Annotated in this window: 13 protein-coding genes; 9 read left to right on the top strand and 4 right to left on the bottom strand. The window is 48.5% G+C overall.

Going from position 1 to position 15101, the window contains the following annotated elements:
- Positions 1-191: 191 nt before the first annotated feature.
- The 4 genes from WCO51_02455 to WCO51_02470 are packed head-to-tail and all read left to right on the top strand — an operon-like array spanning position 192 to position 2632.
- Positions 192-764: a FeoB small GTPase domain-containing protein gene (locus WCO51_02455; GenBank protein ID MEI6512118.1), complete on the top strand. Its 573-nt coding sequence runs from the start codon at positions 192-194 to the stop codon at positions 762-764.
- Complete coding sequence (locus tag WCO51_02460; protein ID MEI6512119.1) at positions 733-2196, top strand: ferrous iron transporter B; 1464 nt, start codon at positions 733-735, stop codon at positions 2194-2196. Before WCO51_02455 ends, WCO51_02460 begins: the two co-directional genes overlap by 32 nt.
- Positions 2193-2405, top strand: a complete 213-nt coding sequence (locus tag WCO51_02465) for a hypothetical protein (GenBank protein MEI6512120.1) — start codon at positions 2193-2195, stop codon at positions 2403-2405. Before WCO51_02460 ends, WCO51_02465 begins: the two co-directional genes overlap by 4 nt.
- Positions 2405-2632: a FeoA family protein gene (locus WCO51_02470; protein MEI6512121.1), complete on the top strand. Its 228-nt coding sequence runs from the start codon at positions 2405-2407 to the stop codon at positions 2630-2632. The genes WCO51_02465 and WCO51_02470 overlap by 1 nt, the downstream gene beginning before the upstream one ends.
- 133 nt (positions 2633-2765) lie before the next feature.
- Here the strand turns inward: WCO51_02470 and WCO51_02475 are convergent, their stop codons facing one another.
- The gene (locus WCO51_02475) at positions 2766-3995 is read right to left on the bottom strand and encodes an alpha-L-fucosidase (protein ID MEI6512122.1); all 1230 of its coding nucleotides are present in this window, start codon (positions 3993-3995) and stop codon (positions 2766-2768) included.
- Positions 3996-4292: 297 nt separating this feature from the next.
- Between WCO51_02475 and WCO51_02480 the strand changes: the two genes are divergently transcribed.
- From WCO51_02480 to WCO51_02495, 4 genes are all read left to right on the top strand, one after another.
- Positions 4293-5036 carry a hypothetical protein gene (locus WCO51_02480; protein ID MEI6512123.1) on the top strand — a complete coding sequence of 248 codons (744 nt, stop codon included), beginning with the start codon at positions 4293-4295 and terminating at the stop codon, positions 5034-5036.
- 1 nt (position 5037) lies between these two features.
- Positions 5038-5214, top strand: a complete 177-nt coding sequence (locus tag WCO51_02485) for a hypothetical protein (GenBank protein MEI6512124.1) — start codon at positions 5038-5040, stop codon at positions 5212-5214.
- A 90-nt stretch (positions 5215-5304) separates the two neighbouring features.
- Positions 5305-6324 carry an RNA polymerase sigma factor gene (locus tag WCO51_02490; GenBank protein MEI6512125.1) on the top strand — a complete coding sequence of 340 codons (1020 nt, stop codon included), beginning with the start codon at positions 5305-5307 and terminating at the stop codon, positions 6322-6324.
- Positions 6325-6607: 283 nt separating this feature from the next.
- Positions 6608-8944 (top strand): heavy metal translocating P-type ATPase, encoded by a 2337-nt coding sequence (locus WCO51_02495; protein MEI6512126.1) that lies wholly within the window; start codon positions 6608-6610, stop codon positions 8942-8944.
- A 19-nt stretch (positions 8945-8963) separates the two neighbouring features.
- Here the strand turns inward: WCO51_02495 and WCO51_02500 are convergent, their stop codons facing one another.
- The 3 genes from WCO51_02500 to WCO51_02510 all read right to left on the bottom strand — a co-directional run bounded on the left by WCO51_02500 (position 8964) and on the right by WCO51_02510 (position 12511).
- Entirely contained in the window at positions 8964-10373 is a 1410-nt protein-coding gene (locus WCO51_02500; GenBank protein MEI6512127.1) for an aspartate ammonia-lyase, read from the bottom strand.
- Between the two features lie 117 nt (positions 10374-10490).
- Entirely contained in the window at positions 10491-11921 is a 1431-nt protein-coding gene (gene dnaA, locus WCO51_02505) for a chromosomal replication initiator protein DnaA (protein ID MEI6512128.1), read from the bottom strand.
- Between the two features lie 170 nt (positions 11922-12091).
- Positions 12092-12511 carry a secondary thiamine-phosphate synthase enzyme YjbQ gene (locus WCO51_02510; protein MEI6512129.1) on the bottom strand — a complete coding sequence of 140 codons (420 nt, stop codon included), beginning with the start codon at positions 12509-12511 and terminating at the stop codon, positions 12092-12094.
- 83 nt (positions 12512-12594) lie between these two features.
- Between WCO51_02510 and WCO51_02515 the strand changes: the two genes are divergently transcribed.
- The coding region (locus WCO51_02515; protein ID MEI6512130.1) for a hypothetical protein at positions 12595-15101 on the top strand (2507 nt) is incomplete at its 3' end.

Raw genomic sequence — 15101 nt, forward strand, 5'->3', positions numbered from 1 at the left:
TTAACGACCAACGGGCGAGCGGCCGTTCTGGCTTGGTGGCATCCCTCTCAACAGCAATTAAGCCTTCAGGCGACCGCAATACTGATAAAATGACGAGTAAATGTTAATTTACACTGACTAATTAGCGTAACTAAGGATATAATAAGTATGAGAGTCGTAGAGACAAAAGGGAGTCAAAGAAAGTTTATAGAATGACAATAAGTTTGCCGTTGAAAAGATTCCAAAAACCAAAGGCGCAGGTTGTTCATAAAGAGGATCACCTTCCAGTTATTGCGATTGTAGGCAGTCCTAATGTGGGCAAAAGCGTGCTCTTTAACTGTTTAACCGGCCGATATGTGACCGTATCCAACTATCCAGGCACTACCGTCGAGACGATGACCGGTTATTGCACTATTGGCAAACAAAAATTAAAGGTAATCGACACTCCCGGTATGTATGGATTACATCCAATTACGGAAGAAGAACGGATTGCTCGGGAGCTATTAGCTCAAATTAATCCTCAAGTTGTCCTTCATATCGTCGATGCAAAGAACCTCGGACGAATGCTATCGCTTACTCTCCAACTCATTGAAGCAAAACTGCCTGTCATTCTTGTGCTGAACCTAATGGATGAATTGGAAAAGGCCGGCATGCAGATAGACATTATCGGCCTTAGCAAAAGGTTGGGTGTTCCTGTTATCCCGACGGTTGGGCTTAAAGGGCATGGAATTTCAGAATTAAAGGAGGCCATTGATGCCCATATTAACGGCATCAAAGCCATTTGAATATAGTCCCGAAATCGAGCGGATTGTCAGCCAAATCGCCGAAATGTTAAAAGGCACGTATCAGCTATCACATCGAACGGTAGCAATACTGGTACTTCAATATGATAAAGATGCGAACGATTGGGTTAAGCAAAGTGAAAATGAAGAGGTTTATGACTCGATCACTAAGCTTGTGATCCAGGCTGAGAAGGAGCTTAAGGAACCGATCGGTTATCGGATAGCTCTTGAGCGCCAAGCCGTGTCGAGCGCTTTGGCAGGCGAGTTTCTGCGTCAGGATATTAGACACTATAACCGCTTCCTCCAATTTACCGGCCGTCTATGCATGCATCCGATTTGGGGTATCCCCATTCTCTTTGTGGTGCTCTATTTCGGTCTCTATAAATTTGTCGGTGTGTTTGCCGGCGGGCTCGTTGTCGATTATATTAACAGCGTCGTTTTCGGAAACCACATCAATCCGTTTGTTACCCACTGGACGAATGCTATTATTCCTTATGAACCTATCAGACAGCTTTTGGTGGGGGAATATGGGATTTGGACGTTTGGTGTGACTTATGCTTTTGCATTAGTGTTGCCGATTGTCGGGTTTTTCTTCTTGGTGTTTGCCCTTTTGGAAGACAGCGGTTATCTGCCCCGATTAGCGCTCTTAGTTGATAGGCTTTTTAAACAAATTGGCTTAAATGGGCGAGCGGTTATTCCTATTGTTCTCGGTTTTGGCTGCGATACAACGGCGACTATCGTCACACGCATTTTAGAGACCAAACGCGAGCGGATCATCGCGACTTTCCTTCTTAGCCTGGTCATTCCGTGCTCAGCTCAGTTGGGCGTCATATTGGCGCTTCTGGCCGACCACCAATCGGCGCTTTGGGTGTGGGGATTAATATTAACGGGTGTATTTCTTTTGGCGGGCTTCCTTGCCGGTCGGCTAACTCCAGGGAAAGCGCCTGGGTTTTATATGGAAATTCCCCCGATGCGTATGCCTAGCTTTAGCAACGTGATGATCAAAACCATTAGCCGGCTTCAATGGTACTTTATGGAAGTGCTTCCGATTTTCATCTACGCCAGCATCCTCATCTGGGTTGGCCAGTTGACCCATCTGTTTGATCTCGCCATTAGATGTATTAAGCCGATTGTGCAAGCGATGGGTTTACCTGCTGAAGCATCGACAGCCTTCTTATTTGGTTTCTTCCGCAGAGATTACGGTGCGGCCGGTCTTTATAGCCTCCACGGAGCGCATCAGTTGAACGGAAACCAGCTTTTAATTGCTGCTGTAGTGTTGACGCTCTTCCTGCCTTGCATCGCCCAGTTTATTATTATCCAAAGAGAACGCGGGCTTAGAATGGCTCTCGGTGTGGCTTGCTTTACCGCCTTCTTTGCAATCTCTGTGGGCATTATACTCAACCAAATAATTCTCAGATTGGGGATGCATTTATGATATGTTCTTTGTGCCAGAAAGAGTTTGATGAGCAAGAAGCTGAAGCTGGGTGCAAGTCATGCGGTTTACACGGCGGCTGCCACCTCATTAAATGCCCGCACTGTGCTTACGAACAACCGTTGGTGCCGCGTTGGTTGAAAAAGCTTCGTGAAATGTTGAGCAAGAAACAGTTTTCAAGCAAGTCAGATGTGATAGACTCCCCTAAATAATGGACATCACCCTGAACAAATTGGCTAAAAGAAAACGAGCGACCGTAGTAACCATCAATCGTCACGATGGAACCCACTGGCGCAAACTCCTAGCATTTGGAATTGTCCCCGGCGCAACTTTAGTAGTTATCCAACGCTTCCCCGCCATTGTCATCCGCATCGGTGAAACCGAAGTAGCCCTTGACCTCGACACTGCCCGATTAGTGACTGTGCGTGTTGGGGAGTAATTAGCAGAGAAGCAATCAGCCGTCAGCCTAACCCTCGCCGCCCTTCGATATGGTCCGGATACCTACTCAGGGTTACGGGTTAGATATTAAATAAGGGCGACCCGATGGGGCGCCCTTATTTTGTGAAGACAGCTTATTCGTAGTTCTTGTGCCAACAGCCCATTAATCGCTCGAACTTGCCCTCTACTTCAATCTCGAAGACCGTAGCAGGGAAATCGGGAGCTTTTTCCGGGAGACCATGAAGGATTAACCGGCGATCGGTTTGGGTGAACTTAACAGGAACGCCGTCTTTAAGGTACTTGACGCTCAGTACCTTGGAGGTGATGCCTCCAAGGGCAAGTTCCTTGCCCGGCCAGCGGTGACAATGGTAGTAAGCGGTCTGTCCCTTGAGCGTAAACAGACCCATGACATTCCAATGATCTTCCAGCGGATCGGTTGCATCGTAAATTGACTTGCCGTTTCGCTTCATCCAATCGCCAACTTCACCTAGAATTTTCTCACATTCCGGAGGCACATCGCCTTCAGGAGTGGGCCCGATATTAAGAAGTAAGTTACCGTGGCCGATTGCTACCTGTCGAAGCATTTGGTGAACTTGCCAAGCGTTCTTATAATTGACATCGATGGGAGTGTAGCCCCAACTATCGTTGAAGGTCATGCAGGCTTCCCATGCGCGGCCGCTTTCAGCAGCAGTGATATGACCTTCGGGCGTTCCGAAGTCTTCAGGAATGCCTGAACGGTCGTTGATGATAATATCAGGCTGAAGCGCTTTTGCCATTCGGCACAACTTATCGGATTCCCATTCTTCAGCGTCTAGGGGCCAATTGACGTCGTACCAAAGGATGTCCAGCTTGCCATAATTGCTGCAAAGCTCTTTGACTGCTCCGTGGGTGAAATCGATGAAGCGGCGTCTAGCTGCCTCGTTTACCTTGCACATTGCTCCATCCGGATGATGCCAGTCCATCAGCGAATAATAGAAACCAACTTTCAGACCTTCTGCTCGGGCAGCTTCGACATATTCGGCAACCAAGTCTCGTCCAGGGCTGCGTTTGACGGAATTGTAGTCAGTCATTTTAGTATCCCAAAGGAAATATCCTTCGTGATGCTTGGTAGTCATGACCATATAGCGCATACCTGCCTGTTTAGCCGTTTTAGCCCATTGTCGAGCTGCATTAGGCTTGGGATTCCAGGTATCGGCTAATTTTTCATATTCTTCAATTGGGATTTGCTCATAATTCATTGCCCATTCATGGCGTCCTAGCTGGGCATATAGACCCCAGTGGATGAACATACCAAAGCGAGCTTCGCGAAACCATGCTAGCCGTCGAGCACGGTCCTGTTTCGGTGTCAAAAGCGTTTCACTCATATTGAGGCTCCTTCTAAAAAGTGCAGTTAAGAACTTAAGAAAGTCTACAACGGCGAGCCTCCCAATTGCAATTGATATTTAACATCCGGCGAAAGTATACGAAAAAGAAAATAGGCCTTTAGAACTAGGTGAATATATGCAGCTAAGTTGAACCAAATCAGCTTTTTATGCGTCTAACATATTATAGAGTTAGAAAATGCCAGGTTTTTAAAAAAAGCTGAAAATTTTACTAACAAAGAAGTAATTCTGAAGTCGTATAATATAGAGAGTTGTGGATGTTTTTCGAGGTTGATGACGATGCATGTCTGGACGACTGATGAAATTCTGAAATTAAGTTCGGTTATCGTGCATACCAAGTTGCAGGGGCAACCTGTGAGGCAGGCTTCGCCCGATTATAGGTTTCAGGAAAGACATCAGACCAGTATCTTGACCGAAGTCCGACGTAATTATCCCGACCTCAAGGATAGCGCGGCAATGAAGCTCTACTATGAGGCACGAGATGCGCGTCTTCAGAATGACATCCCGACGATGTTATTAAAAAGCCAACAAGTGGCAGAAGAATATTGGGGATATTGGCCCAATACTCTATGGTTGGCCTATGCGCTGAGAGTTTTTGGCAAAGATTACTTTCCGCAGGCGGAATTGGTCTTTACGGAAGCTGAAAAGGCAATCCAGTCTCAGTTAAATGGTAAGCTGCCGCTCGATGTGGTTCCGACCACTGAACCGGTGACAGAGTGTCACCTTCGAGAGTTGCTCTCGATGCTTTTCAATAATCATGCTGAATTTTATCGCGTTCAAGGCGAACTTGACAAAGCTTTTGAACGTATTAACAATGCACTTGAAGTTACCGATGAACGTTGTGCACGCGCGCGCCGATTGTTAGATAAAGCAGGTATCCTAGCTCAGAAGAGCGAATACGCGCAGTCAGCAGAAAATGTTGCTCTTGCAATTGAAGCTGATCCTTATGAAACGCAGCAGCAACTAGAACATAAGGCTCGACAGTATCCAGGTTTTACGCAAGTAGTTAAGGAGGTTCATTAAAATGATCCGCAAATTAATGTTGATCGTAGTTGGTTTAGCATTCGCCGTGAATTTGGCCCTTTTGGGTATGCCCAATAAGGCCAGTACACAGGTGATGATGGCATCAGGTCAGTCCAATGTTGATTCTCATACAGTTAATCCCAACAAACCCGACAAGGGCGATGAGGGTCCAGGCTAGTTTAGGCTTCGTTTCTCCAGCCGACGGGAATGGTACAGTCGGCAAGCACGTCCACAGTTACGTGACCAGCGGAGAATGTGAGAGAAGAAGATGTCTGAATTGAAAATGCCGCAAATACCGCCTTTAACGGTGGTTATATCAGACGAAGAGCTAGTGACCAAAGCCCAGCTAGGGGATAGGGAAGCTTTGGGAGAGCTATTGCGTCGCCATTCGAACCATGCCTACTATATCGCCCGCCAGATGGCGCCAAGGGATTATGAAGATGTTGTTCAAGATGCCTGCGTGAAGGCAACTGAAGCCATCGGGCAGTGCCGCGGTTCTTTCGGTGCATGGTTCACAACAATTGTCCGTCGCCAAGCCATAGATTTCTATCGTGCTCAAAAGAGGGTTGACCTGAATACTCAGCCGATTGAAACAATGCTTGTTGAACTGGCGGATACCTCATCTACACATGAATTCGAAATTGATGAAGGATCGCTCGACCTTGCGGATCAACTTGCGGAACTGATGGGCGGTCTTACAAGCACCCAGCGAGAAGTGATTGCCGCTCTTTATACGGAAGCTTCTGCAACCTCCCAGTCTTCCGCGTTAATAAAGCGCGCATCTCATCGTATCGGCAAGACTGAAGGGGCTGTCAGGAATGCGCTGTTCCAAATTCGACGAGCCATTCAGGAACGCGCTCCTGTTGGATTAATAGAAGAAATTATCGATCAAGCGGACCGTGATGATATTCTAATGGTTGTGTTGCAGCACATGGTGCCGGAGTTGTTTGAAGATCAGCTTCGAAGTCAACTTCACAAGCTTGCAGAGCTTGGGTTGAGTGAAGCCAATTGGTCTCTGGCGGCAATCCATACTTCAAAGAGCGCTTTGTGGGAATTAGGCTTTGTTGTTTGGCCTCGCACAGGTGCAAAATCCACCCCAACGGTGATCATCGCGGCTTGTGACTACGGTCGAAAATCACGCGCTGAGCTTTTAGAATGGGCAGCAGCGATTGAAATAAAGGTTCGTCAAGTGTGTGACGAAATAGGCCTACGGCTCTCCGAGCCTACAACGAATAATCACCTGCGTATAGCTAGCTCACGTTCTGATCTAGCACGTCTAATGGCTTAACTTAGTTTTCTCAATAAGGGGTCGGGCTTTAGCCCGACCCCTTTTCATTTTGCTATTGCCAAATGTGTCATTGCGAGGCTGTTTGTGCCGAAGCCTATTCTTTCGGAGGTAGGGGCAGGGCTTGCCCTGCCCTCCGGAGGACGCAGCAAGCTGCGCCCCTACAATACCCGTATCCCTGAGCAGCCCTTCAGCCCGTGTCGCAGGGAGTATAAGTCAGCGATCACCTTCTTTAGGTAAGCTACGTATATAGAAGAGAATCTATTAATTTGTCTGCAGGTTGGGGATGATGACTGGATTGAATCAGGTTTTTATTCTTATAGGCGGGGCGGTTGCTATTGGGCTTTTGGCTTGGTTCTTCTTTGGACCTAAAAAAGGCGAAAGCGTTGAGGTGATCGCGGATAAAGCCCCCCAGAATCCAACCGAACGGGTGGATTTGGATATTTTAGGGATGACATGCGCGTCATGTGTTATTCGTGTTGAGAAGGCGCTTCGGAGGGTTCATGGTGTTATTGAAGCGAATGTCAATCTAGCCGCCAAGACGGCATCTATTAGGATCGAGCTCGGGGCAGCCTCAACTCAAGAATTGCTTAATGCGGTTGATAAAATCGGATATGAAGCCGAGATTGCCAAAAAGAAGACCGTTTTAACCCTAAGAAAGGCAAGTGAAACTGAACAACGGGAATATTTCTACCGAATGCTTTTCGCTGCAATCCTAACCACGCCTCTTTTATCTTCTATGCTTCCAGGAATGCCGATGTGGTTGAGCAATTCTTATCTCCAATTCGTTCTGGCTTCAGGAGCGCTTTTCGGAACAGGATGGTCTTTTTATATAAACGCCTATCGATCGCTTTTGCAGCGCACCAGCGATATGAACGTGCTTATTGCCATCGGCACCGGAGCGGCATTCATCTATAGCGCGGTGGGAACCTTCTTTGGGGGATGGCTTATCAGTCACGGAATCGAGCCGCATCTATATTATGAAGTTGCAGCGACAATCGTTACGTTAATCCTATTTGGCCGTTTTCTCGAAGCTCGCGCAAAGGGGCGAACGAGCGCAGCTATTCAAAAGTTGCTTTCGCTCCAGCCTAAGATCGCTCGTGTAATTCGTGATGGTAATCTTGTCGAGTTGTCGGTGGATTTGGTCCAGATAAATGATCACATTCAGGTTCGACCGGGAGAACGTATCCCTGTGGATGGGATTATAGAGGAAGGCCAATCGGAAGTTGATGAAAGTATGCTTACGGGCGAAAGCCTCCCCGTTGAAAAGGCGAAAGGCGAGAAGGTGTTTACCGGCACAATTAATCAATCCGGAACCTTTATCTTCTTAGCAACAGGGGTTGGTGAGGATACGGCAATCGCTCGAATAGTAAATTTGGTACAGCAAGCTCAGGGGTCAAAAGCTCCTATTCAGCGTCTTGCCGATGTGGTGGCAGGTTATTTTGTTCCGGTTGTTATGATGATTGCGGTTGCCACTTTTACCCTATGGCTGGCATTCGGCCCATCGCCGTCTTATCTTTGGGCTCTGCAGAATTTCATTTCGGTCTTAATCATCGCCTGCCCGTGCGCTCTTGGGTTGGCAACGCCTACAAGTATCATGGTTGGAACCGGCAAAGGCGCGGAAATTGGCATTCTTATCCGAGATGCCGCGGCGCTCGAGACCGCCCATCAGATCGATGTAATACTGCTTGACAAGACCGGGACCATTACCAAAGGTAAACCCGAAGTGACCGACATCCTCTCATTAACGGAAATTGCCGAGGATGAATTGCTGCGCATCGCCGCGGTTGCCGAATATGGATCGGAGCACCCGCTAGCCTCTTCAATCTTGCATAAAGCTCAGGAAAGGAATATTCCTATTACTTCACCTGAGAAATTCAACGCTAAGGCCGGATTTGGCGTCGAAGCGGTGGTCAATGGACAAGATGTAATTCTCGGCAATGCCAGGCTCATGGAAAGCCATAATATCAACCTCTCGTCAGCTCAAAGCTATATGAATGAAGGCAAAACTCCCATTTATATTGCCCAGAATGGAATTCTTATCGGAATTATTGCGATTGCGGATATGATCCGACAGGGAAGCCGCCAAGCAGTCGAGCGCCTAAAGCAGATGGGGATTGAAGTGTGGATGATAACCGGTGATAATCCTGCTACTGCGAAAGCAATCGCTCGAGAGGCCGGAATTGAAAACGTTCGCTCTGAAGTTCTGCCTGAAAACAAGGCGCAAGTTGTGAAGGAATTTCAAGCGGGCGCAAAGCGAGTGGCGATGGTTGGGGATGGCATCAATGACGCTCCTGCTCTTGCTCAAGCCGACGTTGGCATCGCGATGGGCGGCGGCGCTGATATTGCGATCGAGTCGAGCGATATCACTTTGCTGCGAGATGATTTGAACGCTGTACCCGATGCGCTTCTTCTTTCACGGGCAACGATGCGAAACATAAAACAGAACCTATTTTTCGCTTTTATCTACAACATCCTCGGTATTCCAATCGCCGCCGGAGCACTCTATCCCTTCACTGGATTGCTTCTAAACCCCATGCTTGCCGCGGGAGCAATGGCTCTCTCATCCGTCTCCGTAGTAACCAACGCCCTCCGCTTAAGAACCTTGCGTCTAAGAGGGTAATATCAGCCATTAGCGCGTACTACTTACCCCCGTCTTTCCCAGGAATACCGGGTTCGGTCATTTTGTAGGGATCGAAGATTTGTTTGATTTCCTCCTCGGTGAGAAGATTGCGCTCTCGGACGACATCAACGACTGACTTGTGCTCTTTTAGCGCCTGTTTGACAACATCGGCAGCGACGGTATAGCCGACGTGGGGGTTGAGAGCAGTGGCTAGGCTGGGGCTGGTTTCGGCATAGTGGCGGCATTTATCAGCGTCAGCGGTTATTCCTAGCACTGCAAAGCGTGTAAAGACATCGATACCATTCTTTAATATCTCTAAAGCGAAATGGGCGTCGTAAGCGATGAGGGGCATCATCACATTAAGCTCAAGCTGTCCGGCTTGGGTTGCCAGATCGATTGATTGTGCGAGACCGATTACCTGATAGCAGATCATGTTTAAATTCTCCGCCATCGAAGGGTTGACCTTACCGGGCATGATGCTGCTGCCAGGTTGAACGGCGGGAAGAGTGATTTCTGCAAGCCCGGTAAGAGGCCCTGAGCATAAAAGGCGCAGATCGTTGGCGATTCGCGTTAGTTCAAGAGCGATAATTCGAAGCGCAGCGCCTAAAGCGGCCATCGGCATCTGGCTTTCCATTGCCTCACACATATCTTCTGCCGGCCGGAATTGTATGCCTGTCCACTGACTTATCAGCTCAACTACTCGGAAACGATAGAGGGGATCAGTATTGATGCCAGTTCCGGCGGCGCTTCCACCTATTGTGAGTTCTTCAACTTCATAAGTCGCCTCTTTGAGCAATCGCTTGCACTTTTTCATCGTAATTGAATAAGCGGTGAACTCCTGACCTAAACGAATCGGAACTGCATCCTGTAAATGAGTACGTCCCGATTTAAGGACGTGATCGAACTCAACTCCTTTTGCGGCAAAAGCTTCGATAAGTCGATCGAGAACCGGCACAAACTCGCTAATTAGGAGGCGTGCTGCAATCCGCATGGCTGTTGGGAAGGTATCGTTGGTCGATTGGCCGTAGTTGACGTCGTCGTTTGGGTTTACGAGGTTGTATTGTCCCTTCGTTCCGCCAAGTATCTCAATCGCGCGATTGGCCAGCGCTTCGTTGACGTTCATATTAAACGAGGTGCCTGCGCCAGCCTGAAAAACATCTACTACAAACTGATCGCGCAGCTTGCCTTCAAGCATTTCATCAGCAGCTTTGACAATAGCATCGGCTTTTGCGGGATCGAGCAGGTCTAATTCCTTATTCGCAATCGCGCATGCTTTCTTGAGCATCACATAGGCTTCAATCATGCGCGGATGCTCGCGAATTCCGCTAATTGGGAAATTCTCGATTGCCCTCAGCGTTTGAAGCCCCCAGTAGACATCGGCCGGTACTTCTCGTTCCCCTAACGAATCTTTCTCAATTCGAGCAGCCATATTATCTCATCCTCCCATCCTATCTCACTCATAAATACCCTATAATACCAACCAAACGATATATCAAAAGGCGAGTAGGGAAATAGGTAAGAAAGCATAAATATACCAAAACAAAGCCTAATCTTCGTCGCTGCTTTGGGGGGAGCGGATGACGGATATTATTTCTTGAACGGCGCTTTCCATTGCAGGGCTGTCGAGTAAGGATTGAGCGATTAGGCGGTGGCCGTGCATGACGGTGGTGTGATCGCGGTTGCCGAGATGCTTGCCAATAGCCTTCCAAGATAGTTGCGTATGCTCGCGTGCGAGGTACATCGCAACTTGTCTTGCCTGGGCGATATTGGACTTGCGACCTTGACCGGTCATCTCATCCGCCGATAATCCAAATTGTTTGCAGCAAGCCTTGATAATGGCTTTAACCGTGATGGCGGGACGATAAGGAGTCGGCTCGATGAAGAAGGCTCCGAGTACTTTGGCGGCTAATTGTGTGGTTACCGGTTGGTTGGTGAGTGATGCCTGGGTCATTAGGCGGGTCAGCGCGCCTTCCAACGAGCGGATATTGCTCTGAATTTTGTCGGCCACATAGTAGACCACGTCCATCGGGATTTCGAAATTATCGGCTTCTGCTTTTTTTAGCAAAATAGCGGCTCTTGTTTCAAGATCGGGAGCGGCGATATCGGCTACTAATCCTTGCTCGAAGCGCGACCTCAATCGTTCTTCCATCAGATAGAGCTCTTTGGGCGGACGATCGCTGCACAGGACGATCTGGCGGCCGGTTTGGTAGAGAGCGTTGAATGTGTGGAAGAACTCTTCCTGCGTTCGTTCTTTGCCGGCGATGAATTGGACGTCATCAATCAGCCAAAGCTCCACGCTGCGCAATCGTCTTCGGAAGTGCTCAATTCGCTGCTCGCGAACCGCAGTCACATATTGGTCGGCAAAAGCCTCGCCGCTCATATAGGCAACCCGCATATTCGGGCAATTCGTCAGCACTTGTTGGCCTATGGCATGCAAGAGGTGCGTTTTTCCCAACCCAACCCCTCCGAAAATGAAAAGCGGATTGAACTTAAAACCCGGATTTTCGGATACAGCGCTTGCGCCGGCATGTGCCAATCTGTTTGATGGGCCAACAATGAAGCTTTCGAACGCATACCGATCAACAAATTCAGGGCGCGGAAGGAGTTCTAGGGTTTCCCTTCTTGAATAGGTGGGAGAAGGGCTTGCCATGAGCGGATCTTGAGGCACTAGCGTGCCTTCCTCGGGGCGGACAAGGATGAACTCCAATTCAACCTTCTCGCCGAGTTGGCTGCCGATTGCGCTCGCTATCATATGCGAATAGCGACTGCTGAGCCAAGTCTTGTCGAATTCGTTAGCGACACCCAAAACGACCTTACCGTCGACATAACGCACGGGTTTTACTGTTGGAAACAGCACGCGAAAAGTCGGTCGGTCGATCTGGGTAGTCAAGTGACGTAGCGCGCCATCGAATGCGCGTCTTAACTTGGCTGTATTCTCTTCTTCACCTAAGCAAAGCTGTTGTCTTTCCTCAACCACGAAACCCTCCTGGGGATGGACATTGTAGCATTGAGTCAAGAGCAGAGCAAATCGGGAAAAGGCAACCTCGTCCCGATATATAACATGCTTGACCGTGAGTAATCATTTTTACTGAAAAATTTGTCGATTTTTAAAGTCGGAAAAGCTGTTTGACCGTCCGGTAAAAAAATCTACTCCCCGACCAATTGGACAACGATTTCACGCTGCCTCGGACGGGTATCAAAATCAATCACAATTATCTGCTGCCATGTTCCAAGAGCAAGTTTTTGACCTGAAAACGGCACACTTAGCGAAGGCCCCAACAACGACGCCCGCACATGACTATGGCCGTTATCGTCATTCCAAGTGGCCTCATGATCGTAATGGGCATCTTTAGAAGCGATCTGCTCAAAAAGCCGAGGAATGTCATTCTCGACCAATCCTGGCTCAAATTCGACAGTAGTGATTCCTGCAGTACTTCCAATAACAAACACACAAGCAATTCCGTCACTGATACCGCTTTGGGTGATAATATGTGCAACTTCTTTTGTTATATCGCGAATATCAGTATTCCCATTCATATGAAGGCTAATTTCAGATGTATGAACCATATTGGACCCTTTCCCTACCGCATAAATGCTGATGTGAAGTATGCTTTATAGGATAGCGTAAAAGCAGGGATTTTGGAGGCCTTATGTTAGTTGCCGCTGCAGGATTAGTGATGGTGATTGGAATGGGGAGTGCTCCCACAGCCCAGACCGCTTACGATTTGCTCAAAGAATGGCCAAAGGCCAAGGTTGAGAACCAAATGGGGGAGGCAGTGGTCCGCCAAATTACCTCCGGTGGAGTGAAACTGAACTCAATTTCCCTTTGTCCCAGCAAACAACGCGCCACTGCGACCTATGAACTCATTTTGCCGAGGGGTAATGTCGACGAACGTTTGGCGCTCACTTTCCAAGTGGGATTGGATGACAACCTCACTCAAGAAGACAAACAGATTCAATCCGATGGTGTGCGTTTTTTTGTCGATATCAATGGACTAACTGTTTTCACCTCTGATAACACTTCGCCCGGATGGGTCCCGTGTTCAATCGATTTAACTGAATATGCCGGACAGACTATTCGACTTGTCTTTTCGACAGATTCCAAAGCCAACACCAACTTTGATTGGGCAAGCATCGCCGTTCCACGAATTACGCGTTTAGGTGGCACGACTTCCAGCATCACAAAAATGACCAAAGGTATTCTGGAGGTGCGTTCGACTAAAGCTGAAACAGTTACATTGGAAATGGATGGTCCGAATGGCCGCACTGTGAGCAAAGTCAGTCTGCCAATTACGCCTTCCTCCTCTTTTTACTATCCCGTTGATGGCTTGCAAGGCAAATATGACTTCGTAAAAGTCGTTGGCAGCACATCGGCTAAGCTGTTCTACTATCCTTTCAAACCTCAGATGAAGCTGTCGAGCGTCACTGCTTCAAAGGGGCTTGTTACGTTAGGTGAGACTTTTGAAGTCAGAGCGATTGTTCGAAACGACGGCGAAGGGGTTTATGAGGGGGGCAAATCGAGGCTTGGACTTGGGAATGCTTCCGGCTTGCATGTACTAGAAAGAGGAGAGCAACCAATTGGTTCGCTGCTGCCGGGTCAGACGGCAGTTTATAAATGGGCGGCGAAAGCTACCAGCATTCAAAATCCAAACAACATTTTAGTGAAGATGCTTGGCGAGCAGATGGACGCGATGGTCGGAATTATTCCCGTTGCACCTCCTCCACCAACAATCACAAAGCAAGGCCTGGCCGCAGTGGCATATAATTCGACGGCATACATTCAAAATGAAACCATGCGACTGGTATTTCAACGCTCATCTGAAGGTTCTGCAGCACGCATTTTCGCTAAAACAGCTTCTGGATGGACGCAGGTTGCGGTTTGGTCACCTCTAACACTAATTTTGGGGAATGGCTCAGGAGCTCCAACACGAACTTATACCCTGCGCCTAAACCATACCTCTGCCTCCGTTTACGGCACGACTGCTGCGGTTCGGCTTAGAGGTGAAACCAGCGACCTCTGGGCAATGGAGGTCGAATGTCGGCTTCAGAAAGGCTCGCGGGCTGCACAACTAATTGCCCACATCAAACCGCGAGTAGGAGCCGATATCAAGGCAATCTGCTTCCCTGATATTAAAGTGGCTGATAGCCCTCTTGGCGTAAAAGAGGCGGCGTTGTTTCCGGGATTGGAGTATCTATTTCAAGATGAGGCTTCGGGTAAACCGAGCGAAGGGAATTTGTTGGGAACACCCTGGTCACCTCATATTTATAAAATCACAGCTCCTTTGATGGCAGTTAGGCTTAGAAGCGCGTTGGTGGCCTTGAATTGGGAACCTCTTCAGGATTGGGCAACGGGTTATAATGGCTTAAGCACTCAATTTTCCAGCCCCAACTCCCTCGAAAATGAAGACAATCACAAAATGGCTTTATGGGTTCCTTCGGTTCGTGATGTAGCTGACGAGGATACCTTTCCAGCTCAAAGGCCTTTCTATCTGGGAGCAGGAACACCGATTACCATCACTGCCAATCTGGTCGTGCTGCCTAACAGTTCTTCACTGCTCGATATTGTCGATTGGTATGTTAGCGCTAAAGGCCTCCCTTCGCTTCCTTCACCAAGCCATAGCGGGATTAACGCAATTGATTTTCTTACCCAAGGGCTTTTAAACAGCTACGATCCTGACCAAAAAGCCTGGCGTCATACCAATACCGGTCCCGTTTCCTTCGACCCGTTAGTTGCGTTGCCGATCTTGATGCAAAGTCGTATCACAAATAACTCCGACCTCAGATTGAGGGCGCTAGATCAGATTAAGGAATCCGTCGAGAAAGTAGGCATAGGTTCTACGGGAGTGTTGGCGTTTCATCTTGGTGATATAGAAAAGGCGCTTGCAGCCATGAGGAAGGATGTTGAAGGCCTCATTCGAAGCCAGAAAGCTGACGGCTCATGGGCATGGACACCCCCAACAGAGCTGCATAAAGTGTTAGGGCGTACTGGTGACACCTCTTCCGGTTACTCTGGAGCGAATGCGGCGATAGTTTGGGAATATGCGCGAATAACGGGCGATTCGGCGGCGATGGAGGCGGGCAGGAAGGCGTTACGTTTCTTAGACACACTAAGCCGTCCAGAGGGCGCACAGACATGGGAATTGCCATTACACGTGCC

Source organism: bacterium (assembly GCA_037131655.1).
In the GTDB taxonomy this organism is placed as follows: Bacteria; Armatimonadota; Fimbriimonadia; order Fimbriimonadales; family JBAXQP01; genus JBAXQP01.